We start from the raw sequence: 23,632 nt of genomic DNA, 5'->3' as shown, positions 1-23,632 counted from the left end.
ATAATAGCATGATTAGCCTTGATTTTTTATCAGACCTGCCGATACACAGCCTGGTGTTCATGGGCGTTTTACCCACATTGTCACCGACAATGAACAGGATCTTACAGGTAGTTATCCACAGAAATATGGGATAACTCACCCATTTTGCCAATACTGGTTTCATTTACAGCCTTGACGGAGCCGATTTTTACTGGGTCAGCGCATTTTGTGCGTAACTTTATGGCATATTCTGTGGATAAAAACGCCGCTGATTGATCTTTCACCAGCAAAGGATCTTTCCGCTAAGTAGAAGCTGTTAACGATAACCGGAAAGGTTGATATGATGGGCTATTACTTTTATAAACAACCAATTAAGCTAAGGATCTTTGAACCTGGTCACAGATGTTTTTACGGTTTTTCCCGCTGGTTTACCATGTTCTGCACAAAGCTATCCACAGAAAAAGTGAATAAAATCGGTTGTTTTACCCAGTTCCTGTTTATAACTATGATGAAATCTGTGAGTTATCCCAATGTTATGCGTTATGCACAGCCACAAGCAGTGGTTTACCGCCTGTAAGGAGTATGAAACAATCAGACTATCTGAATTTCAGTTTGAGGTAGTCCCGTGATCGACGATGATGGCTACCGCCCAAATGTTGGTATTGTTATTTGTAACAGGCAGGGACAGGTATTGTGGGCCCGGCGCTTCGGACAGCACTCCTGGCAGTTTCCTCAGGGCGGTATCAATCCTGGAGAAACCGCAGAGCAGGCGATGTACCGTGAGCTCTTTGAAGAAGTGGGACTACACCGTAAAGATGTTCGCCTGCTTGCCTCTACCCGTAACTGGTTACGCTATAAGTTACCAAAACGTTTGGTGCGTTGGGACACGAAGCCGGTGTGTATCGGCCAGAAACAGAAGTGGTTTCTTCTGCAGTTGATAAGCAATGACGCCGATATCAACATGCAAACCAGCAGCACGCCGGAGTTTGACGGCTGGCGCTGGGTCAGCTTTTGGTATCCGGTCCGCCAGGTCGTCTCTTTCAAACGTGATGTTTATCGCCGCGTAATGAAAGAGTTTGCCAGCGTCGTGATGCCCATGCAGGAGAGTGCAACGCAGCGCAATACGCCTGCTTATCGACGAAAGAGAGGTTAAGCCACGCTGATGATGCTGACTCAGTTGCGTGAGATTGTAGAGAAAGTGGCTGGCGCGCCGCGCCTTGATGAGGCGCTGGAAATCCTGGTGAATGAAATCTGCTTCGCTATGGAAACCGAAGTGTGCTCCATTTATCTCGCCGATCACGAGCGTCGTTGCTATTACCTGATGGCGACGCGTGGGCTGAAAAAGCCGCGCGGCAAGATCGTCACGCTGGCTTTCGATCAGGGCGTCGTCGGGCTGGTTGGGCGGCTGGCGGAGCCGATTAACCTTGCTGATGCTCAGAGTCATCCCAGCTTTAAATATATCCCCTCGGTAAAGGAGGAGCGTTTCCGTTCCTTCCTCGGTGTCCCTATTATTACGCGCCGTCAGCTGCTTGGCGTGCTGGTTGTGCAGCAGCGCGAGCATCGCCAGTTCGACGAAAGCGAAGAATCCTTCCTGGTTACTCTTGCCACGCAGATGGCGACGTTGATCACCCAGTCCCAGCTTAGCCAGCTGTTCGGGCAGTTTCGTCAGAAGCGCGTGCGTGCGCTGGCGGCCGCTCCAGGCGTTGCGGTGGCTCCCGGCTGGGTGGATAACTCCCAGCCTTCGCTGGAACATGTTTTTGCCGCTTCAACGCTCGATGTCGGACGCGAACGCGAGCGGCTGTCGCTGGCGATGAGCGAGGCGAGCAACGAATTTCGCCGCTTCAGTAAACGTTTTAGCGCCAGCGTACAGAAAGAGAGCGCGGCGATCTTCGATCTTTACTCCCACCTGTTAAGCGATGCCCGCCTCAAGCAGGATCTTTTTGCCGAGATCGAGAGCGGATCGGTAGCGGAATGGGCAGTGAAGAAAGTGATCGAAAAATTTGCCGCCCAGTTTGCCAGCTTACAGGACAGCTATCTGCGCGAGCGTGCGGGCGATTTACGCGTGCTTGGTCAGCGGCTGCTGTTTCACCTTGATGATACGTTACAGGGCACCAATGCCTGGCCGGAGCGCTTTGTACTGGTGGCCGATGAGCTAACGGCGACTACGCTGGCGGAGCTGCCGCAGGAGCGTCTGGCGGGCGTGGTAGTGCGCGATGGCGCGGCGAACTCGCACGCGGCGATCCTGGTGCGGGCAATGGGGATCCCGACGGTGATGGGAGCCGATATCCTGCCGGATCTGCTCAACAAGCGGCTGCTGATCGTTGATGGCTATCGCGGCGAGCTGTTGATCGATCCTGAGCCGGTATTGATCCAGGAGTATCAGCGTCTGGTCAGCGAAGAAAACGCGCTGAGCAGGCTGGCAGAGGATGATGTAGAACAGCCGGTCGAATTAAAAAGCGGCGAGCGCATCCAGATAATGCTTAACGCGGGCCTTAGTGCCGAACATGAGCGGGCGATGGATAGCTGGGTGGATGGCATCGGCCTTTACCGCACCGAAATCCCGTTTATGCTGCAAAACGGCTTCCCCTCCGAAGAGGAGCAGGTGGCACAGTATCAGGGCATGCTACAGCTGTTTCTCAATAAGCCGGTAACGCTGCGCACGCTTGATATCGGTGCGGATAAACAGCTGCCCTATATGCCGATCAGCGAAGAGAACCCTTGTCTGGGCTGGCGCGGTATCCGCCTGACGCTCGATCAGCCGGAGATCTTTCTGGTGCAGGTGCGCGCCATGCTGCGTGCCAACGCCGCCAGCGGCAACCTCGGTATTCTGCTGCCGATGATCACAAGCATTGATGAGGTTGATGAGGCGCGGCGCCTGATCGATCGTGCGGCGCTGGAAGTGGAGGAGATGCTGGGCTACGCCATCCCCAGGCCGCGTATCGGCATTATGATAGAAGTGCCGTCGATGCTGTTTATGATCCCGCATCTGGCCTCTCGCGTCGATTTTGTCTCGGTTGGCACTAACGATCTTACCCAGTATCTGCTGGCAGTCGATCGCAACAACACCCGCGTGGCAAACCTGTATGACTCACTGCATCCGGCGATGCTGAAGGCATTGAAAGCGATCGCGGAAGCGGCGCGCGAGGCGAAGATCGATCTTTGCCTGTGCGGTGAAATGGCGGGCGATCCGATGTGCGTGGTGGTGCTGGTTGGGTTGGGCTATCACCATCTCAGCATGAACGGTAAAAATGTGCCGCGCGTGAAGTACCTGCTGCGCCATATTGATAGCGCAGAAGCGCAGGCGCTGAGCGAACGTAGCTTACAGGCGCAAACGGCTACCGAGGTGCGTAACCAAATCGCCGCCTTTATGGAGCGGCGCGGTTTAGGCGGCCTGATTCGCGGCGGTCTCTGAAGCGGTTTATCCGCGTTTACATTTCCATAGATCTGTCAGAAAACGGCTATGCTATCATGCCCGGCCGGTTTTTCCTGGCTGAGTAGCGCTGCGCTTTACGCGGCGCGCATGGAGTGAACTATCCAGCGTCCAGCCCGTGGACGGATGACTTAAATGGTGAAAGATGAATAGCTATCTGGCTTTCCCCCAATTCGATCCGGTGATCTTCTCCATCGGCCCCATCTCCCTGCACTGGTACGGTTTGATGTATCTGGTGGGGTTTGTTTTTGCGATGTGGCTGGCGGTACGTCGTGCCAATAAACCCGGCAGCGGCTGGAAAAAAGAGGAAGTAGAAAACCTGCTCTACGCGGGCTTTCTCGGCGTCTTTCTCGGTGGCCGTATCGGCTATGTGCTGTTTTATAACCTGCCGCTGTTTCTGGATAATCCGCTCTATCTGTTTAAGGTCTGGGATGGCGGCATGTCGTTCCACGGCGGCTTGATTGGCGTTATCGTGGTGATGTTGGTGTTTGCGCGTCGTACCAAACGCCATTTTTTCCAGGTGTCAGATTTTATCGCTCCGCTGATCCCATTTGGGCTGGGTGCCGGTCGTCTGGGTAACTTTATCAACGGCGAACTCTGGGGCCGCGTGGCACCCGATTTCTCCTGGGCGATGCTGTTTCCCGGTTCGCGTAGCGAAGATGTGGCGCTGGTGGCAACGCATCCTGAGTGGCAATCGCTGCTGGCAACCTATGGAGTTCTGCCGCGTCATCCTTCACAGCTGTATGAACTGCTGCTGGAAGGCGTGGTGCTGTTCATTATCCTGAACCTCTTTATTCGTAAACCGCGTCCGATGGGCAGCGTTTCCGGTCTGTTTTTAATCGGCTACGGTGCGTTCCGTATTATTGTGGAATTCTTCCGTCAGCCCGATGCCCAGCTGGGCCTGTTTGGTGGCATCAGCATGGGACAAATTTTGTCGGTTCCGATGATTCTGGCCGGCGTGATTATGATGATTTGGGCGTATCGTCGTCGTCCACAGTTACAAACAGGTGAACAAAAATGAAGCAGTATCTGGCGTTAATGGAAAAAGTGCTGAACGAGGGCACGCCGAAAAACGATCGTACCGGTACCGGCACGCTGTCGATTTTTGGTCACCAGATGCGCTTCAATTTGCAGGATGGTTTTCCGCTGGTTACCACCAAGCGCTGCCATTTACGCTCCATCATTCATGAGCTGCTGTGGTTCCTGAAAGGCGATACTAACATCGCCTACCTTAAGGAAAATAACGTCTCGATCTGGGATGAATGGGCCGATGAAAATGGCGATCTGGGGCCAGTATATGGCAAACAGTGGCGCAGCTGGGGAGCGGCGGATGGGCGTCAGATTGACCAGTTGGCAACGGTACTGAAGCAGCTGAAAAACGATCCCGATTCGCGCCGTATTATCGTTTCCGCCTGGAACGTCGGCGAGCTGGATGAGATGGCGCTGGCACCGTGCCATGCCTTTTTCCAGTTCTACGTGGCGGACGGCAAACTCTCTTGCCAGCTTTATCAGCGCTCCTGCGATGTGTTTCTCGGTCTGCCATTTAACATTGCCAGCTACGCGCTACTGGTGCATATGATGGCGCAGCAGTGCGATCTGGAGCCGGGTGATTTTGTCTGGACTGGCGGTGATACTCACCTCTACAGCAACCACCTGGAACAGGCGCGCTTACAGCTGACGCGTGAGCCGCGCCCGCAGCCGAAACTGGTGATCAAGCGCAAGCCCGCCTCGCTGTTTGATTACCGCTTCGAGGATTTTGAGATTGAAGGTTACGATCCGCATCCTGCCATTAAGGCTCCGGTAGCGGTATAACTCTGGCACGCCAGCCGCGTCATCCGCGCCGCTGGCGTTCTTCCTTTGCAGCTGTGCCTGCGCCTCTTGTCTGATTTTACCTTCCAGTTCCAGCTATCACGCTCTGCGATCGCTTCCGTGTCTTTAACCCGATGACTTACTCCAGGGTCAGCCAGCGCGCCGGAGCAGCTTTGCGAGCCTTATCGCATTCGCTATTAAGCGTTTTGTAACGGCGAAAAAATGTGGGAAGCCGCCACGCAAAGGAAGCCACAGGAGATAGCACGCTGAGATTAGTTCGGCACAATGTCGGTATGAAAAAGGACAAGTTTCAGGGATTTACCCTGCTGGAAGTGCTGATAACGCTAACCATTGTTGGGCTGCTAAGTATAGCGGCGCTCACTGGCTGGCAGCAGTGGCAGCAGCAGCAACGTATGCGTGATACGGCGTTACAGCTACAACAGTTTTTGCACAGTATGCGCGTTTGGGCTGGCTGGCATAACCAGGATCGCCCGTTATGGCTACTGGCAGGCGATCGCTGGTGTCTGGGCAGCGGAGCGGTGCCGCCGTCAGGCTGTCGCGCTGGGCAGCGAATGCAGCTGCTGGCGCCACATTCGCAGGTTCACATTTTCGCGATCGAAGGCAAACCGGGCTTCTATGGTCGACGTAATGTCGCCAGAGCCGGGCATATTCTCTTTGGTGAAGGCACATTGCGCTGGCGCATCATTATTTCCGCCCGCGGGCGAATCCGGCTGTGTAAGGCCAGCACATGCCTGTAAAAAGCGCTGGATTTAGCCTGCCGGAGATGCTGGTTGCGATGGCGTTGAGCGGCATACTGATGCTGGGTGCGTTGCGCCTGCTGCCGCAGCTACAGCGGCAGAATTTACAGCTGCAAAACCAGGTATATCTGCAAGAGGAGCTCCAGCAGATGGTGAACGTGCTGGAGAAAGCCGTGCGTCGCGCAGGCTATTGTCACGGCAGCTGTGAAGGCCCATCGCTGATTATACGCCCGCACTGCCTGCTGGTCAGATGGGACGAAAACAGCAATGGCCGCTGGGAAGGGCCGGAAAAGGAGGAAAGTGAATGGTACGGATACCGCTTGCGCAAACAGCGGCTGGAAATGCAGCGCGGCGTTGCCAGCTGCGAAGGCGGTGGATGGGAGAGCCTGTCCGACCCGACAACGCTCATTATCCATACGCTGGAAATGACCCAGGGCGATACACAGCTGGTGCTGACGCTTGGCGGTGCAGCGTTGCCATTTCCGCATGCGCCCGTTACGCTGCACAGCCTGATCAGCACCCACAATCAGCCCTGAGCCAGCGCGGCGGCATGGCGATAGCGATGGTTGTGCTGGTACTGCTGCTGGGTTCCGCATTGCTGCATGCCACGCGCCAGCAGCTTGACGCGTCACTGTCGCTGGTTGCGGATGAAAGAGGCTATCTGATTGATTATCATCAGGCTTTATCGGCGCTGGCCTGGGGAGAACGTCTTGACTGGCGGTTGCACAACGGCTGGCAATGTCAGCTGCAATCCCACTTTGGCTGGCGAGCCTGCCTGCTGATGCTGGACAATGACGAAGCACTATTGCGTGGATCGGCGCTGAGAGAGCCGGACGAGGCGCTGGCGCTGTGGCAGTGGTTACGGCGTAATGGAAAGACGCGTTGGCTACCGGTGGCACACGGCTGGCTTGATTTTTGCCCGCTTGCTACCGCTGAGGCCTGTACGCCCGATGCACGCTGAACAGGGTTTTAGCCTTACAGAAACGCTGCTGGCGATGCTGCTGTTAGCCATGAGTTTAACTGCGCTGTTGCATTATCAGCACAGGCTGACGGAGGGCTTTTATCGGCAATGGCAGCAGCGCGAGGCGTGGCGCGTTGCCGCCCGGCGTCTACAGGGCGACACGCCAGCGGGTTGGCAGAGCAGCCTGCAACAACAGCCCGGCCCGGAAGGTTGTCAGCTCTGGCAGACAAAGGTCTCACGTCCCGGCGTGCCTGCCGTGAAGCTGAGCCTGCTGCGCTGTAATGAGTGATTTCTGCGCTTTTTAAGCGTCGCGGTTGCATTAGTGAATGTAAGGGGTAGAGTGTCCCCGCGCTAACGCGCAGTAGCAGCACTGAACAGGAGCCAACATGTTTACGGTTTATCACTCCAACCAGCTCGATATTTTGAAGTCGCTGGCGGCGTATCTGATTGAGAACGAACCGTTACGCGATCCTTTTCAGTCTGAAGTGGTGCTGGTGCAAAGTCCCGGTATGGCGCAGTGGCTGCAAATGCAGCTGGCGCAGCAGTTCGGCATCGCTGCCAACATCGCCTTTCCGCTGCCAGCCACCTTTATCTGGGATATGTTTGTACGCGTACTGCCCGGCATTCCTAAAGAGAGCGCTTTTAATAAAGCCAGCATGAGCTGGAAGCTAATGACGCTGCTGCCGGGCCTGCTGCGGGAAGAGGCGTTTCGCCCGTTACAGCACTACCTCAACGACGACGATGATAAACGCAAGCTGTTCCAGCTTGCCTCACGTGTCGCCGATCTCTATGACCAGTATCTGGTTTACCGTCCGGAGTGGTTAAACAGCTGGCAGCAGGGCAAAATTATTGAAGGGCTGGGCGAAGCGCAGCAGTGGCAGGCACCGCTCTGGGCCAGGCTGGTGGAATATACCCGCGAACTGGGGCAGCCGGAATGGCATCGTGCCAACCTCTACGCCCGTTTCATTCAGAAGCTGGAAAACAGCAGTGAACGTCCGGCGGGCCTGCCCGATCGCGTCTTTATTTGCGGTATTTCGGCGCTGCCACCGGTTTATCTGCAGGCACTACAGGCACTGGGTAAACATATCGATATTCATCTGCTGTTTACTAATCCCTGTCGCCACTACTGGGGCGATATCCAGGATTACGCTTTCCTGGCGAAGCTGCAAAGTCGCCGTCGACGCCATCACCAACAACAGCAAGAAATCGCGCTGTTTCGCGATCCAGAGCAGGCGTCCTCGCTGTTTAACGATGCGGGCGAACAGCAGCTGACTAACCCGCTGCTCGCCTCATGGGGCAAACTGGGGCGCGATAACCTTTATCTGCTGGCGCAGATGGAGGCGCGTGAAATTGACGCCTTTGTTGAGGTGCCTGACGATACGCTGCTGCATGCGATGCAGCATGATCTGCTGGAGCTGGAGGATAACGCGGTCATTGGCCTGAGCGCCGAAGAGCTGAACAGCAGCCATAAAAAACGACGCCTCGATCCGCAGGATCGTTCCATTGTGGTGCATGTCTGCCACAGCCCGCAGCGCGAAGTTGAAGTGTTGCAGGATCGGCTACTGGCGATGATGGAAGCAGATCCGACGCTGACGCCGCGTGACATTATCGTTATGGTGGCCGATATCGATGCCTATACGCCCTATATCCAGGCGGTATTTGGCAATGCGCCCGCGGATCGCTACCTGCCTTTTGCTATATCAGATCGGCGCGCCAGCTTTGCCCATCCGGCAATTATGGCGTTTATCAACCTGCTTGGGTTGCCGGAAAGCCGCTTTGCCTGCGAAGAGGTGCTGGCGTTGCTGGAGGTTCCGGCGCTGGCGGCCCGCTTTGCCATTGATGAAGAGGGACTGCGTCGTCTGCGCATGTGGGTTGAGGAATCAGGTATTCGCTGGGGGCTGGATGATGACAACGTGCGAGAGCTGGAACTGCCGCCCACCGGCCAGCATACCTGGCGCTTCGGAATCACTCGTATGCTGCTCGGCTACGCGATGGAAAGCGAGCATGGGCACTGGGACGGTATTCTGCCTTACGATGAATCAAGCGGCCTGATCGCTGAGCTGGCGGGGAATCTGGCGGAGCTGCTGATGCAGCTTAACCACTGGCGTCAGATCCTCGCCCAGCCGCGAGCGCTCACTGACTGGCAGCCGCTGTGCCGTGAAATGTTACAGGTATTCTTTGCCGCTGACGTAAATACCGATGCGGCGCTGATGATAATTGAAGAGCAGTGGCAGCAGGTCATGGCCTACGGGTTACAGGCGCGCTACGACGATGCCGTACCGGCGACGCTGTTGCGTGATGAGCTGGCTGCACGGCTCGATCAGCAGCGGATCAGCCAGCGTTTTCTGGCGGGGCCGGTTAATTTTTGCACCCTGATGCCAATGCGTTCGGTGCCGTTTCGCGTGGTGTGTCTGCTGGGGATGAATGACGGCATTTATCCGCGTACGCTGCCGCCGCTGGGCTTCGATCTGATGGCGCAGCAGCCGCAAAAAGGCGATCGCAGTCGCCGCGATGATGACCGTTTTCTGTTTCTGGAAGCCCTGCTGTCGGCGCAGCAACACCTCTATATCAGCTATATCGGGCGATCGATTCAGGATAATACGGAACGATATCCCTCCGTGCTGGTCACTGAACTGGTGGACTACATTGCACAAAGCTTTCATCTGCCGGAGGATGAAGAACAGGATGTGGACAGTAGCGCTCAGCGAGTGTTGGCGCATCTGCACTGCCTGCACAGCCGTATGCCGTTCGATCCGCAGAACTTTGCGCCGCAGTCTGAATATCGCAGCTTCGCCCATGAATGGCTTCCGGCAGCACGCGGCAGCGGTGAACCCCATCCGCCGTTTATGCAGCCGTTGCCGCCGCTTGCCCTTAGTGAACTGAGCTTTGAGCAGCTGTTACGCTTCTGGCGTCATCCGGTGCGTGCCTTTTTTACTCTGCGTCTTGGCGTCAGCTTCGCGCTGGAGCAGACCGAACTGCCGGATGCCGAGCCGTTTGTGCTGGATGCGCTCGATCGCTACCAGATTAACGCGCAGTTGCTGAACGCGCTGATTGAAGAAGAGGATACGCAGCGGCTGTTTCATCATCATCGGGCGGCAGGCGTTTTGCCTTACGGTGCCTTTGGCGAACTGTTCTGGCAAACGCAACAGGAGGAGATGACGCCGCTGGCTGAACAGGTCAGGGAGCTACGCGATGAGAGCCGCAGCCTGGAGATCGATCTGACGGCGGCGGGTGTTCGGCTAAACGGCTGGCTACCGCAGGTACAACAGAGCGGATTGCTGCGCTGGCGTCCGGGCGTACTGAATTTTGCCGATGGTCTGGCGCTGTGGCTGGAGCATCTGACATGGTGCGCTATGGGCGGGCAGGGTCAGAGCCATATGCTGGGGCGTAAAGAGAGCCGATGGAGCTTTGACGCTATTGCACCGGAGCAGGCGCAAACCTGGCTGGCTGGTTATGTGGAAGGCTACCGCGACGGCATGTGCGCGCCGTTGTTGCTATTGCCGAAAACCGGCGGTGCCTGGCTGGAGGCAAGCTACGATGCCAAAAACGATCTGATGCTGATGGATGAGGCGACACAGGCTAAAGCAAAGGCGAAGCTGCTTACTGCATGGCAGGGTAACTACCAGCAGGAAGGCGAGGGGAGCGATCCCTATCTGCAACGGCTATTCCGTACGCTGGAAGCGCCCCAGCTGGATGCCATTTGTGCCGCCGCTGAACAGTGGCTGCTGCCGCTGTTGCGCTTTAACCGCAGCGATACGCGGAAAAACGATGAGTAGCCGGGCCGTCAGTGAGGGGAGGTAATACTGCGGTCCGGTAATAGTGAGCGTTAACCCGTTAATTTGTGATAGTTGCTTTGACCAGCGGAATGCGCGTTGGAAAAGGAAAGGATAAAACTCAAGGGGTATACATGCGAAAGTACGCTGTCTGGACAGCCAGTCTGCTATTGATGTTCACGATTTCCGGCCAGGTCGCCAGAGCCGAGCAGGGCTGGCAGCCGATCGAACAAACGATCAATAAAAGCGACAAAGATCCTCGTCACTATCAGGCTATCCGGCTGGATAATGCCATGACGGTATTACTGGTTTCCGATCCGCAGGCTACCAAATCACTGGCGGCGTTGACGTTGCCCATTGGTTCGCTGGACGATCCCGATAAGCAGCTTGGGTTAGCTCACTATCTTGAGCATATGGTCTTGATGGGCTCGAAACGCTATCCGCAGCCTGATAACCTGGCGGAATTCCTGAAAAAGCACGGCGGCAGCCATAACGCCAGCACCGCTTCTTATCGCACCGCTTACTATCTGGAAGTGGAAAATGACGCGCTGGCACCCGCCGTTGATCGCCTGGCGGACGCGATAGCGGAACCGCTGCTCGATCCGGTTAATGCCGATCGGGAACGCAATGCGGTTAATGCGGAAATGACCATGGCGCGTTCGCGTGACGGTCACCGTATCGGGCAGGTTGGGGCTGAGACCCTGAATCCGGCTCACCCCGCCGCTCGTTTTTCTGGTGGCAACCTGGAAACGCTAAGTGATAAACCTGACAGTAAACTGCACGGCGCGCTGAGTGCGTTTTATCAACAGCACTACTCGGCGAACCTGATGAAAGCGGTAATTTACAGTAACAAACCGCTACCTGAACTGGCTGCCATCGCTGCGCAAACTTTTGGTCGGGTAAAGAACCATCAGGCCAGCGTACCGGTTATTAACGTGCCGGTAGTTACTGATAAGCAAAAAGGCATCATTATTCACTATGTGCCTGCGCAGCCGCGCAAACAGCTGCGGGTTGAGTTTCGCATTGATAACAACAGCGATAGGTTCCGCAGTAAAACCGATACTCTTATCAGCTATCTCATTGGGAACCGCAGCAAAAATACCCTTTCGGACTGGCTGCAAAGTCAGGGGCTGGCTGACTCGGTAGATGCCGGTGCCGATCCGATGATCGTACGTAACGGCGGCGTATTCGCGATAAACGTCTCATTGACGGATAAAGGTCTGGCCCAGCGCGATCGCGTAGTGGCGGCAATTTTCAGCTATCTCGATCTGCTGCGTCAGCAGGGCATCGATAAACGCTATTTCGATGAAATGGCGCACGTGCTGGAAATTGATTACCGTTATCCCTCCATTACCCGCGATATGGATTATATCGAATGGCTGGTCGATACCATGCTGCGCGTGCCGATAGAGCATACGCTGGATGCGCCTTATCTTGCCGATCGCTACGATCCGGCGGAGATTCGCACGCGGCTGTCTGGTATGACGCCACAGAATGCGCGTATCTGGTATATCAGTCCCGACGAGCCGCATAACAAGACGGCCTATTTTGTTAATGCGCCTTACCAGGTGGATAAAATCAGCGCCGATCTGTTCCAGCGCTGGCAGCAGACCGCCGCGACTATTTCGCTGACGTTACCCACGCTGAATCCCTATATTCCCGATGATTTCAGCCTGATTCCAGCGTCAGATAAGCCGTTCACGCATCCACAGCAGCTGATAAACAAGCCCGGCCTGCGTGTGTTTTATATGCCGAGCCGCTATTACGCCAGCGAACCCAAAGCCAACATTACGCTGGCGCTGCGCAATAAGGCGGCGATGAATAGCGCACGTAATCAGGTGCTGTTCGCCCTGAATGATTATCTGGCGGGCGTGGCGCTGGATGAACTTAGCTCGCAGGCGGCGGTTGGCGGAATCAGCTTCTCAACCAGCCAAAATGATGGCGTCACTGTCTCTGCCAGTGGTTTTACTCAGCATTTGCCAAAGTTGCTGACGACGCTGCTGGATGGCTATGCCAGCTATACGCCAACGGAAGATCTACTGGAGCAGGCGAAATCCTGGTATAAAGAGCGGCTTGACGCGGCGGAAAAAGGCAAAGCTTTTGAACTGGCAATACAGCCGGTGCAGATGTTGTCACAGCTGCCCTATACCGAGCGCAGCGAGCGGCGTAAGCTGCTGGCCTCCATTAGTTTGCAGGAGCTAATCGATTACCGTCGCATGCTATTGGAACAGGCAACGCCGGAGATGCTGGTAGTAGGCAATATGACACCGCAGCAGGTGGAAACGCTGGCGCGTGAGGTCAAACGGCAGCTTAACTGCCAGGGAGATAGCTGGTGGCATAACGAGTACGTTACGGTGAAACAGCCGCTGCGTGCGAACCTGCAAAAAACGGGCAGCAGTAGCGATTCCGCGCTGGCCGCAGTGTATGTGCCGACGGGCTACAGCGAATATCAAAGCATCGCCAACAGCGTGCTGTTAAGCCAGATTATCCAGCCCTGGTTCTATAACCAGCTACGTACACAGGAACAGCTCGGTTACGCCCTGTTTACCTTCCAGATCCCGGTAGGGCGTCAATGGGGCATCGGCTTCCTGCTGCAAAGTAACAGCAAACAGCCTGCACTGCTGCTGCAACGCTATGAAGCTTTTTATCCTGAGGCCGAGCGGCGTCTGCGCGCAATAAACCAGCAGGATTTTGCTCAGTACCAGGCCGCGTTGATTAATGAACTACAGCAGCGTCCGCAAACGCTTGATGAAGAGGCGGGACGTTACAGCAAAGATTTTGACCGGGAAAACTACGCCTTTGATTCGCGTGACAAGGTCATTGAACAGATTAAAGCGCTGACGCCACAGAGCCTGGCGGATTATTTCCACCGGGCGGTGATTGCTAAGCAGGGCCTGGCGATGCTGTCACAGGTTTCCGGCAACCAGCATGATAAAGCTGACTACGCAACACCGCAGGGCTGGAAAACCTGGCCGAACGTCAGCAGCCTGCAACAATCGTTGCCGGTGACAAGCGAGAAAAAATGAGTGATACCAACCCGCAGCGGCTCGATCCGCTGACGCTGCCGCTCCGTCAGGAGCGGCTTATTGAGGCATCAGCAGGAACGGGGAAAACTTTTACTATTGGCATCCTTTATCTGAGGCTGTTGCTTGGCCTTGGGCAGGAACATGCCTTTCATCGTCCGCTCTCGGTTGAAGAAATCCTGGTGGTAACCTTTACCGAAGCGGCAACCGCTGAACTGCGCGGTCGTATCCGACAGAATATTCATGAGCTACGGCTGGCCTGCGTGCGCGGTAGCAGCAGTAATCCGATGCTGGCAGCGCTGCTGAACGAAATTAACGATCCCGCTGACGCCGCTGCGCTGCTGCTGGCGGCTGAGCGCCAGATGGATGAGGCGGCGATTTTTACTATTCACGGCTTTTGTCAGCGCATGCTGAATATGAACGCCTTTGAATCAGGCATGCTGTTTGAACAACAGTTGATTGAAGACGAGTCTGCGCTGCGCCGCCAGGCCGCAGCCGATTTCTGGCGGCGTCACTGTTATCCGCTGCCACTGGCGATTGCGAAAGTTATTGCGCAGGAGTGGGCCGGGCCGGAGCAACTGTTGGCGACTCTGACGCCCTGGCTGCATGGCGAATCGCCCGCGTTAAAATATGCGCCCAACGGTGAAGAAACCCTGGCGCAACGCCATGAGAAAATTGTGGCACGCATCGACGCGCTGAAGGCGCAGTGGCGTATGGCGGCAGGCGAATTGCGCGAGCTGATTGAAAAATCGGGCGTAGACAAGCGTAGTTATAGTAGCAAGCACTTACCTAACTGGCTGGATAACATCGCCGTCTGGGTTGCTGAAGAAACGCAGAGCTATACGGTGCCTAAGGATTTAGCGCGCTTTCGACAGAGTGTGCTGCTGGAGAAAACCAAAAAAGGCGAGCCGCCGCGCCATGCGTTGTTTGAGGCGGTTGACACCTTTCTCTCTGAGCCGTTGTCGCTACGCGACCTGGTCATTGCCCGGGCGCTGGAAGAAATTCGTCTGGCAACGCGCCGTGAGAAGAAACTACGTGCATTGCTGGGTTTTGACGATCTGCTGAGCCGCCTTGATGAAGCGCTACACCAGCCGGAGGGTGATATGCTGGCAGAGGCGATTCGTTCCCGCTATCCGGTTGCGCTGATTGATGAATTCCAGGATACCGATCCGCAGCAGTATCGTATCTTCCGCCGCCTTTACATGAGGCAGCCGGAAAACGCCCTGCTGTTGATTGGCGATCCCAAACAGGCGATATATGCGTTTCGCGGCGCTGATATCTTTACCTATATGCGGGCGCGTGGTGAAGTTAGCGCACACTATACTCTGGATACCAACTGGCGCTCATCGCCAGCGATGGTAGCCAGCGTAAACCAGCTTTTTTCCCGGCTGGATAACCCCTTTTTGTTTAATCAAATTCCCTTTATTGAGGTGAATGCCGCACCGCCTAATGAAACGCGTGCCTTTCAGCTTGACGGTGCGCAACAGCCTGCGCTGCGCTTCTGGCTGCGGCCCGGTGATGGCGTAGGGGTTAGTGAGTACCAACAATGGATGGCAAACCAGTGTGCCGCTGAGATTCTGCACTGGTTACAGGCGGGGCTGCGTGGTGAAGCGCTGATTGGCAAACAGGGCGAGCGCAGGCCGGTCAGCGCCGCCGATATTACCGTACTGGTGCGTAGTCGTAATGAGGCGGCGGTCATACGCGACGCGCTGAACCGACTTAATATTCCCTCGGTTTACCTTTCTAATCGCGACAGCGTTTTTACCACCCCCGAAGCACGCGAGCTACTGTGGCTGTTGCAGGCGGTACTGGCACCGGAACTGGAACGTACGCTGCGCAGCGCGCTGGCGACCAGTATCCTTGGGCTGGATGCTGCCACCATTGACGCCATGAGCCAGAATGAAGAGCGCTGGGATGCGCTGGTAGAAGAGTTTGCTGCCTATCGTCTGCGCTGGCAGCAGCGCGGCGTGCTGCCGATGCTGCGTGAACTCATGAAACAGCGACATATCGCGGAAAATCTGCTGGCATCGGAGAGCGGCGAGCGGAGGTTGACCGATCTGCTGCATCTGGGCGAGCTGTTACAGGAGGCTTCTGCGCAGCTGGACAGCGAACATGCGCTGGTGCGCTGGCTGGCGCAACAAATTGCGCAGCCTAATCATCAGGCAGCCAGCCAGCAGCTACGTCTGGAGAGCGATCGTCACCTGGTACAAATCGTGACGATCCATAAATCGAAAGGGCTGGAATATCCGCTGGTATGGCTGCCTTTTGCCGCAAATTTCCGTGAAGCGACGCAGGGGCTGTATCACGATCGTAAAACGTTTCAGACGTTGCTGGATCTCAGTGATGATGAAGAGAGCCTTGAATTAGCCGAGCAGGAAAGGCTGGCGGAGGATTTACGTCTGCTTTACGTGGCGCTGACCCGCTCTGTTTATCATTGCAGCATCGGTATTGCTCCGCTGATTAAGGGGAACCGTAAAAAAGAGGGTAACAGCGATCTCCATAAAAGTGCCATCGGCTATCTGATTCAGCGTGGAGAGGCGCTAAGTGCCAGTGCATTACAGCAGGCGCTGTATGCGTTAAGTAATGATGCGATAGCGGTAACCATGCCGGAAGGAGTGGAAGAAGGCAGCTGGCAGCCGGAGGGCGAAGGCCTGCCGGAGCTAACCAGCCCGGTCATTTCGCGTCCGTTACAGGATAACTGGCGCGTAACCAGCTACTCCGGTCTGCAACAGCACGGGCCGTCAGTGGCGCTCGATTTAACGCCGCGTTTTGATATTGATGCCGCAGGCGAGACGGCGGACGTTGCTGCACCTGCGTTAACACCGCACACTTTCCCACGCGGCGCTTCGCCGGGTACTTTTTTGCACGGCCTGTTTGAAACGATCGATTTCAGCCAGCCGCCGGATGAAATATGGCTGGCGGAACAGCTCCAGCTGGCAGGTTTTGGCGAGCAGTGGCTACCAATGCTTTGCGACTGGATCCAGCGCGTACTGCAAACGCCGCTGCATCAGAACGGCGTTAGCCTCGCACAGCTGGCGCCAGGGCGTTATCTGGTTGAGCTGGAATTTTATCTGCCGATGCATCAGCTGCTAACTGCGCCAGCGCTCGATGCGGTAATGCGCCAGCACGATCCGCTGTCGGCGCGCGCACCGGAGCTGAATTTTCAGCAGGTACAGGGCATGTTAAAAGGCTTCATCGATTTAGTCTTTTGCTGGCAGGATAAATATTATCTGCTCGATTATAAATCGAACTGGCTGGGCGAAGAGAGCGCGGCCTATACGCCGCAGGCGATGGGCGAGGCGATGATCAGCCACCGCTACGATTTGCAGTATCAGCTTTATACGCTGGCGCTGCACCGCTATTTGCGTCATCGTGTCGCAGATTACGATTATGAACGTCACTTTGGTGGCGTATTTTATCTGTTTTTACGTGGAATGGACGGTAGCGCCAGTGAAAACGGTGTGTTTCATCATCGTCCTTCCGCTGATTTTGTCATGGCGCTGGATAGCCTGTTTAGTGGAGACAAGGTGGAGGCGAAATGAGAAAAATGAGCGAGTTGTTGCGCGAAGCGGTAGAAAAACGTCTGATACGCGCGCTGGATTTACAGTTCGCCCATATGCTGGCGGATGATACGCAGCCCGCCTTAATGCTGGCAGCGGCCTGTGTCAGTGCCGAAGCGGGAGAAGGGCATGTCTGTTTGCCGCTCGATCATTTTCGCGATGGGCGGCTGTTTGACGGCCGTCAGTCGGAGCTGGCGGCGGAGATCTGGCAGGCAGCAGGAGAACCGGAAGACTGGGAGCGTTTGCTAAAGCAAAGCCATGCGGTAAGCGATGGCTCAAAACCGACGCCGCTGGTGCTGGCGCAGCAGCGGCTCTACCTGCACCGTATGTGGCGTGGCGAAGGCAGCGTGGCGCGCTTTATTGCTGCCGAACAGCCTGCGCCCGCGTTTGATCATGCCGATGTGCAGCGGGTGTTAAACGAGCTGTTTGGCGATCGTCCTGACGACTGGCAGAAAATCGCCGCCGCCGTAGCGATTACGCGCCATATCTCCGTCATTTCCGGTGGACCGGGCACAGGAAAAACCACTACCGTTGCTAAGCTGCTGGCGGCACTGATCCGGCTTTCGCAGCAAAAAATGCGTATCCGGCTGACAGCGCCTACTGGCAAAGCGGCGGCACGCCTGACGGAGTCGCTGGGCAAAGCATTGCACAGCCTGGGATTAAGTGAAGCGGAGCGCGCCGCGTTTCCCGAAGAGGCGACAACGCTGCATCGCCTGCTGGGAGCGCAGCCGAATAGCCAGCGCCTGCGTTACCATGCGGGTAATCCGCTGCACCTTGATGTGCTGGTGGTGGATGAAGCTTCGATGGTGGATCTACCGATGATGGCTAATCTGATCGCCGCTTTACCGCCGCATGCCCGCGTTATTTTTCTCGGCGATCGCGATCAGCTGGCTTCGGTAGAGGCGGGCGCGGTGCTGGGTGATATTTGCCGCTGTGCCGAAGCGGGCTACAGCGTGGCACGAGCCAGGCAGCTGCATCAGCTAACCGGCTGTGAGCTGGATGGTGCGGATGGCGAAGGGATGCCCAACGTGCGCGACAGCATTTGTCTGCTGCGAAAAAGCTATCGTTTCGATGCCCGCTCCGGCATTGGACAACTGGCGCAGGCGGTTAACGCCGGGGATGCACATGCGGCGGACAAGGTATTCCGTGCCGGTTTCGAGGATATTCGCCATAGCGAGCTGAGCAGCGCTGAACATTATCAGCTGCTGCTGGAGCAGGGCGTAGCGGGTTATGAAGAATATCTCTCTTTGCTCCAGCACGGTGCGGCGCCGGAAGCGGTGCTGGCCGCTTTCTCCCGCTACCGGCTACTGTGTGCGTTACGCGAGGGGCCGTTTGGCGTTGCGGGGCTCAATGAGCGTATCGAACGTTTATTGCTGAAGCTGCGGCGAATTCGCCGCCCGCTGGCGCAGAGCCGCTGGTATATCGGCCGTCCGGTAATGATCGCACGTAACGACAGTGCGCTGGGGCTGTTTAACGGCGATATCGGCGTGGCGATGAATGATGCCAGCCATACGCTGAAAGTCTATTTTCCGCTGCCGGATGGTTCGATTAAGGCGGTGCAGCCAAGTCGCCTGCCGCCACACGATACCGCCTGGGCAATGACGGTGCACAAATCACAGGGCTCTGAATTTGACCATACCGCGCTGGTATTGCCAAATCATTATCTGCCGGTGCTGACACGCGAGCTGGTTTACACCGCTATTACGCGTGCGCGCCGTCAGCTGACGCTTTATACCGATCGGCAAATCTTTGCGCGTGCGGTAGCGGTGCGTACGCAGCGGCGCAGCGGTTTAGTAGAACGGTTAAGTACGCCTGATTTTTAATGCTTTTGTGGCTCTGGCACGGAGCGCCAGAGCGTCAGGTCAGATCGGCCATCAGCACTTTTGAACGGCGCTGATAGTTATACATCTGCTTTTTGCTTTCCGGCAGCAGTTCAATATCCACCGGCGTGAAGCCGCGCTCCTGAAACCAGTGAATGCTGCGGGTGGTCAATACAAACAGTTTTTTCAGCCCCAGCTGACGTGCCTGTAACGCGATGCGCTGTAGCAGCGTTTCACCGCGCGATGAGCTGCGATAGTCGGGATGTACCGCTACACAGGCCATTTCGCCAATTTGTTCGTCGGGGAAAGGGTAAAGCGCCGCGCAAGCGATAGTCAGATTGTCGCGTTCGATAATCGTGAATTTATCGATCTCTATTTCCAGCTGCTCGCGCGAACGGCGTACCAGAATGCCCTGCTGTTCCAGCGGGCGAATCAGCTCCAGTATGCCGCCGATATCATTGATGGTGGCGCGGCGAATCTGTTCCGCTGATTCCATCACGATTTGCGTACCGATGCCGTCGCGCGAGAAGAGCTCCTGCAACAGGGCGCCATCTTCCTGATAACTGATAAGGTGACTGCGCCGCACGCCGCTACGGCAGGCTTTTACCGCGCCGCGCAGAAAGCGCACCGTGCCGGAAAGATAATCGCCCCGCTGCTCCAGCGTTTCAATACGCGCCTGCGCATCGTTGGGGAACAGCTCGGAAATAATATTGCCTTCATCATCGGTTGCGCCCTGTTCTGAGCAAAAACCGATCATTTTTTCCGCCTTGAGCTTAATCGCCAGCTGGGTTGCCACCTCTTCTGAGGTGAGATTAAAGCTTTCGCCGGTCACCGAGACGGCTACCGGGCCGATAAGTACGATGGCATTATTATCAAGCTGGCGGTGAATCGCCTCTTCATCAATGCGGCGAATGCGTCCGCTGTGGCAATAATCGATGCCGTCATCGACGCCCAGCGGCTGTGAGATAACGAAGTTGCCGCTAACGACATTAATATGCGCACCCTGTAGCGGCGTATTGCTCAGGCTCATGGAAAGACGTGCGGTGATATCGAGCTGTAGCTGACCAGCCGCCTGCTTCACCAGTTCCAGCGATTGCGCATCGGTAACACGTGTATGTTTGTGATAAACCGGCTCCAGCTGATGCTCCGCCAGGCTGGCATCAATCTGTGGCCGGGCACCGTAAACCACCACCAGCCGGATACCGAGGCTGTGCAGCAGTCCAATATCGTTCACAATGCCGGAGAAGTTTTCATGCTCAATGGCTTCGCCGCCAAGCATAATGACAAATGTCTTTCCCCGGTGGGCGTTGATCCAGGGAACGGAATGACGGAAACCCTGAACCAGTGCAGTGCTACGTTCCTTCACGGCAGACCCTCTTTGCATGAATATTCGGTTTTTTTGTATTTTTATTCTTTTGCTGCGAAGAGTGCAAGCGGCTTTTACCGCAATTTAACACCTTATACAATCTGCCGATAAGGTTAACAGGCTGCATTTTATGGCTTTTTCCGGGTGACAGTGCAAAAGTGAATAGGTTAAAGTTTTCGCCACATTTTTTTTCCCTGGCTTTTTTTTAGACAGAACACAGTATCTGGAGCGGCATGTCCGAGATAAAACCCGTTATCAGCCGTCGTCGGCTGTTGCAAGGCGCTGGAGCGATGTGGTTACTGAGCGTCAGTCGGGTAGGGCTGGCGGCCAATAGTCATATTGTGGCGGTGCGTATCTGGCCCTCTTCCAGCTATTCTCGCCTGACGATTGAATCCAGCGTGCCCCTGAAATATAAGCAGTTTGCGCTCAGCCATCCCGATCGGGTGGTGATTGATATTGAGCACCTGCAGCTGAATCACGTGCTGAAAGGCGTTGGGCAACTGGTACAGAAAAACGATCCCTTTATTAAAACGGCGCGTGTCGGTCAGTTCGATCGCAACACGGTACGCATCGTGTTGGAACTGAAACAAAATGTAGCGCCGCGCCTGTTTACGCTCTCTCCGGTTGCCGGTTTTAAACATCGTCTGGTCATCGATCTTTATGGTGCCTACGACAGTCAGGACGATCCGCTGCTGGCGCTGCTGAAAGATTACAACCAGGGCGATCTGGGGCGCACGCAGCCTGCGGAAGCGCCGTTGCCTGGCAGAGCAGGGCGCGATCGCCCCATCGTTATCATGATCGATCCGGGCCATGGCGGTGAGGATCCCGGCGCGCATGGTCTGCATAAAACCAAAGAGAAGGATATCGTGCTGCAAATCGGGCGTCGTCTGAAGGCGCTAATCGATAAACAGCCGAATATGCGTGCTTACATGACGCGCAATGAAGATGTCTTTATTCCGCTTAAGGTACGTGTGGCAAAAGCACGTAAACAGCGGGCGGATCTGTTTGTCTCGATACATGCTGACGCCTTTACCAGCCGTGCGGCGCGTGGCTCTTCGGTGTTTGCGCTTTCAACCAAAGGGGCTACCTCGGCGGCGGCGCGTTTTCTCGCCCAGACGCAGAATGAATCTGACTTAATTGGCGGCGTCAGCAAAAGCGGCGATCGCTATCTTGATCATACGATGTTCGATATGGTGCAGCGTCAGACTATCAGCGACAGCCTGAAATTCGGCAAAGAGGTGCTGACGCGGATAGGGAAAATTAACCATCTGCACAAGAACAGCGTCGATCAGGCGGGATTTGCGGTATTAAAAGCGCCAGATATCCCCTCGATACTGGTAGAGACCGCGTTTATCAGTAATCCGGCAGAGGAGCGCAAGTTGCGTACTGCCCGCTATCAGCAGCAGGTAGCAGAGGCGATTTTGAGCGGGATTAAGGCTTATTTCTCAAAAGGGGCGGCGCTGGCGCATCATAAATAGTTTACCGGGCCGGAGAGGAGGCTTACCATTCGCTCCGGTTCGCTTTAATAAACGCCAGATACAAAAAAACACCCTGAAGGGTGTTTTAATGATTGGTTGCGGGAGCCGGATTTGAACCGACGACCTTCGGGTTATGAGCCCGACGAGCTACCAGGCTGCTCCATCCCGCGTCCGGATGTTGTCGCTTCCGTCACGACAAGCTTACTGTGTACTGCTTAATTGGTTGCGGGAGCCGGATTTGAACCGACGACCTTCGGGTTATGAGCCCGACGAGCTACCAGGCTGCTCCATCCCGCGTCCGTGGATGCGCACTATACTCTTACCGATTTATGATGCAACCCTTTTTTGGGTATTAGTTAGGAAGTTTCTACTGTCTGTTGAATATTTCCCCGAACTGTTGTTTTCTTAAACAATATCGATGACTCTTTTTCTGACAACGCATTTCATTCTCATAACCCCTTTGCTATCTTGCCCGGCAGGCAGCTGAGGTGAGAAGAGAATGAAAGGACGTTGGGCAACGTATGTGACAACCGGCGCGCTGTTGGCGCTGCTGGCAGGATGTTCCTCTAAGCCGACCGATCGCGGTCAGCAATATATAGATGGTAAAATCGATCAGCCACTGACGCTGGTGAATCAGCCGAACGCTAAAGGGCGTCCGGTAAACGGTAAAGATTTTGGCGATCAGGTCAGTGAAATCCGCTTCGCCTCTTCTTCTTTATATCGCAAGCAAAGTGATACCTACAGCGCGATTGAAAACTGGCTGCTCTCCGGCGGAGACACGCGCCAGCTACGGCTGTTTGGTCTCGATGCGTATCAAATGGAAGGCGTGGATAACTACGGTAACGTACAGTTTACCGGTTATTACACGCCGGTGATTGAGGCGCGCTATACGCGACAGGGCGAATTTCAGTATCCACTTTACCGCATGCCACCGCGCAGTAAAGGGCGCAAGCTGCCGAGCCGGGCGCAAATCTACGGCGGCGCGCTGGACGATCGCTATATCATCGGCTACAGCAATTCGCTGATGGATAACTTTATTATGGACGTGCAGGGCAGCGGCTACGTTGACTACGGCGATGGGCGTCCGCTAATGTTTTTCGGTTATGCGGGTAAAAACGGCTGGGCCTATCACAGCGTGGGCAAAGAGCTGATCGATCGCGGTGAAGTGAAACGGGAAGATATGTCGATGCAGGCGATTCGCGCCTGGGCTGACAGACACAGCCCGCAGGAAGTGCGCGAACTGCTGGAAACCAATAACTCTTTCGTTTTCTTCAAACCGGAAAACTTTACGCCGGTACGTGGTGCCAGCGCGGTGCCGCTGATTGCCAAAGCAGCGGTGGCGGCGGATCGTTCGCTTATCCCGCCGGGAACGGTGCTGTTGGCGGAGGTGCCGCTGCTGAATCAGGACGGCAAATTTACCGGCAAGTATGAAATGCGTCTGATGGTGGCGCTGGATGTGGGTGGCGCAATTAAAGGCCAGCACTTCGATATCTATCAGGGCATCGGTCCGGAAGCGGGCCATATGGCAGGGTTCTTTAATCATTATGGGCGTGTCTGGGTATTGCGCGCTGCGCCCGGTACGGGCAGCACGCTGTTCAGTAATGCGCAAAATGGCCATAATGGTGCGATGCTGGTTAACGCCAGCCAGTAAACTTCTCGTCGCGGGCCGCTCTGG

Annotated in this window: 16 protein-coding genes and 2 tRNA genes; 14 read left to right on the top strand and 4 right to left on the bottom strand. The window is 55.7% G+C overall.

The genetic code is table 11. The features are described 5' to 3' along the window. Positions 1-101 precede the first annotated feature (101 nt). On the bottom strand, positions 102-269 hold the full coding sequence (locus C7M51_RS12945; protein WP_160622164.1) for a hypothetical protein: 168 nt from the start codon (positions 267-269) through the stop codon (positions 102-104). 335 nt (positions 270-604) lie between these two features. Here C7M51_RS12945 and rppH point away from each other — a divergent pair, with 335 nt between their 5' ends. The 12 genes from rppH (at position 605) to recD (ending at position 19,116) form a co-directional block, all read left to right on the top strand. Continuing rightward, on the top strand, positions 605-1,132 hold the full coding sequence (rppH, locus tag C7M51_RS12940; RefSeq protein ID WP_160622163.1) for an RNA pyrophosphohydrolase: 528 nt from the start codon (positions 605-607) through the stop codon (positions 1,130-1,132). 12 nt (positions 1,133-1,144) lie between these two features. Next, complete coding sequence (gene ptsP, locus C7M51_RS12935) at positions 1,145-3,391, top strand: phosphoenolpyruvate--protein phosphotransferase (RefSeq protein ID WP_160623647.1); 2,247 nt, start codon at positions 1,145-1,147, stop codon at positions 3,389-3,391. 163 nt (positions 3,392-3,554) lie between these two features. After that, positions 3,555-4,430 (top strand): prolipoprotein diacylglyceryl transferase, encoded by an 876-nt coding sequence (gene lgt, locus C7M51_RS12930; RefSeq protein ID WP_160622162.1) that lies wholly within the window; start codon positions 3,555-3,557, stop codon positions 4,428-4,430. After that, a complete protein-coding gene (gene thyA, locus C7M51_RS12925; protein ID WP_160622161.1) occupies positions 4,427-5,221 on the top strand; it encodes a thymidylate synthase in 795 nt (264 codons plus the stop codon). The genes lgt and thyA overlap by 4 nt, the downstream gene beginning before the upstream one ends. Before the next feature lie 290 nt (positions 5,222-5,511). Further along, complete coding sequence (locus C7M51_RS12920; protein WP_160622160.1) at positions 5,512-5,976, top strand: prepilin-type N-terminal cleavage/methylation domain-containing protein; 465 nt, start codon at positions 5,512-5,514, stop codon at positions 5,974-5,976. Then, on the top strand, positions 5,967-6,512 hold the full coding sequence (locus C7M51_RS12915) for a prepilin peptidase-dependent protein (RefSeq protein WP_160622159.1): 546 nt from the start codon (positions 5,967-5,969) through the stop codon (positions 6,510-6,512). Before C7M51_RS12920 ends, C7M51_RS12915 begins: the two co-directional genes overlap by 10 nt. A gap of 14 nt (positions 6,513-6,526) precedes the next feature. Next, complete coding sequence (locus tag C7M51_RS12910; RefSeq protein ID WP_160622158.1) at positions 6,527-6,937, top strand: DUF2509 family protein; 411 nt, start codon at positions 6,527-6,529, stop codon at positions 6,935-6,937. Further along, positions 6,927-7,226 carry a prepilin-type N-terminal cleavage/methylation domain-containing protein gene (locus tag C7M51_RS12905; protein ID WP_160622157.1) on the top strand — a complete coding sequence of 100 codons (300 nt, stop codon included), beginning with the start codon at positions 6,927-6,929 and terminating at the stop codon, positions 7,224-7,226. Before C7M51_RS12910 ends, C7M51_RS12905 begins: the two co-directional genes overlap by 11 nt. Positions 7,227-7,323: 97 nt before the next feature. Continuing rightward, positions 7,324-10,713, top strand: coding sequence for an exodeoxyribonuclease V subunit gamma (gene recC / locus C7M51_RS12900; RefSeq protein WP_160622156.1), 3,390 nt, complete (start codon positions 7,324-7,326; stop codon positions 10,711-10,713). Positions 10,714-10,844: 131 nt separating this feature from the next. Next, positions 10,845-13,736 carry a pitrilysin gene (gene ptrA / locus C7M51_RS12895; RefSeq protein WP_160622155.1) on the top strand — a complete coding sequence of 964 codons (2,892 nt, stop codon included), beginning with the start codon at positions 10,845-10,847 and terminating at the stop codon, positions 13,734-13,736. Further along, positions 13,733-17,275, top strand: a complete 3,543-nt coding sequence (recB, locus tag C7M51_RS12890; protein ID WP_160622154.1) for an exodeoxyribonuclease V subunit beta — start codon at positions 13,733-13,735, stop codon at positions 17,273-17,275. The genes ptrA and recB overlap by 4 nt, the downstream gene beginning before the upstream one ends. Next, a complete protein-coding gene (gene recD / locus C7M51_RS12885) occupies positions 17,272-19,116 on the top strand; it encodes an exodeoxyribonuclease V subunit alpha (RefSeq protein ID WP_160622153.1) in 1,845 nt (614 codons plus the stop codon). Before recB ends, recD begins: the two co-directional genes overlap by 4 nt. A 34-nt stretch (positions 19,117-19,150) precedes the next feature. On the opposite strand, the gene argA is transcribed toward recD, so the two are convergent. After that, complete coding sequence (gene argA, locus C7M51_RS12880; RefSeq protein ID WP_160622152.1) at positions 19,151-20,479, bottom strand: amino-acid N-acetyltransferase; 1,329 nt, start codon at positions 20,477-20,479, stop codon at positions 19,151-19,153. A gap of 233 nt (positions 20,480-20,712) precedes the next feature. Between argA and amiC the strand changes: the two genes are divergently transcribed. Beyond that, positions 20,713-21,957 (top strand): N-acetylmuramoyl-L-alanine amidase AmiC, encoded by a 1,245-nt coding sequence (amiC, locus tag C7M51_RS12875; RefSeq protein WP_160622151.1) that lies wholly within the window; start codon positions 20,713-20,715, stop codon positions 21,955-21,957. A gap of 93 nt (positions 21,958-22,050) precedes the next feature. Here amiC and C7M51_RS12870 read toward each other — a convergent pair. Then, positions 22,051-22,127: transfer RNA gene (locus C7M51_RS12870), tRNA-Met, on the bottom strand. Positions 22,128-22,177: 50 nt separating this feature from the next. After that, positions 22,178-22,254, bottom strand: a tRNA-Met gene (locus C7M51_RS12865). 202 nt (positions 22,255-22,456) lie between these two features. Here C7M51_RS12865 and mltA point away from each other — a divergent pair. Next, complete coding sequence (gene mltA / locus C7M51_RS12860; protein WP_160622150.1) at positions 22,457-23,608, top strand: murein transglycosylase A; 1,152 nt, start codon at positions 22,457-22,459, stop codon at positions 23,606-23,608. The last annotated feature ends 24 nt before the right edge of the window (positions 23,609-23,632 follow it).

Origin of the sequence: Mixta intestinalis, assembly GCF_009914055.1 — a bacterium.
Classification (GTDB): Bacteria; Pseudomonadota; Gammaproteobacteria; order Enterobacterales; family Enterobacteriaceae; genus Mixta; species Mixta intestinalis.
The sequence above is the reverse complement of the archived record's forward strand: the minus strand, read 5'-3'. Positions and strand labels throughout refer to the sequence as shown.

Excerpts from the sequence above, each read along its gene's own strand:
- ptsP (WP_160623647.1), top strand. The coding sequence starts at position 1,145 with ATGCTGACTCAGTTGCGTGAGATTGTAGAGAAAGTGGCTGGCGCGCCG.
- lgt (WP_160622162.1), top strand. The coding sequence starts at position 3,555 with ATGAATAGCTATCTGGCTTTCCCCCAATTCGATCCGGTGATCTTCTCC.
- thyA (WP_160622161.1), top strand. The coding sequence starts at position 4,427 with ATGAAGCAGTATCTGGCGTTAATGGAAAAAGTGCTGAACGAGGGCACG.
- C7M51_RS12920 (WP_160622160.1), top strand. The coding sequence starts at position 5,512 with ATGAAAAAGGACAAGTTTCAGGGATTTACCCTGCTGGAAGTGCTGATA.
- C7M51_RS12915 (WP_160622159.1), top strand. The coding sequence starts at position 5,967 with ATGCCTGTAAAAAGCGCTGGATTTAGCCTGCCGGAGATGCTGGTTGCG.
- C7M51_RS12910 (WP_160622158.1), top strand. The coding sequence starts at position 6,527 with ATGGCGATAGCGATGGTTGTGCTGGTACTGCTGCTGGGTTCCGCATTG.
- C7M51_RS12905 (WP_160622157.1), top strand. The coding sequence starts at position 6,927 with ATGCACGCTGAACAGGGTTTTAGCCTTACAGAAACGCTGCTGGCGATG.
- recC (WP_160622156.1), top strand. The coding sequence starts at position 7,324 with ATGTTTACGGTTTATCACTCCAACCAGCTCGATATTTTGAAGTCGCTG.
- ptrA (WP_160622155.1), top strand. The coding sequence starts at position 10,845 with ATGCGAAAGTACGCTGTCTGGACAGCCAGTCTGCTATTGATGTTCACG.
- recB (WP_160622154.1), top strand. The coding sequence starts at position 13,733 with ATGAGTGATACCAACCCGCAGCGGCTCGATCCGCTGACGCTGCCGCTC.
- recD (WP_160622153.1), top strand. The coding sequence starts at position 17,272 with ATGAGAAAAATGAGCGAGTTGTTGCGCGAAGCGGTAGAAAAACGTCTG.
- amiC (WP_160622151.1), top strand. The coding sequence starts at position 20,713 with ATGTCCGAGATAAAACCCGTTATCAGCCGTCGTCGGCTGTTGCAAGGC.
- mltA (WP_160622150.1), top strand. The coding sequence starts at position 22,457 with ATGAAAGGACGTTGGGCAACGTATGTGACAACCGGCGCGCTGTTGGCG.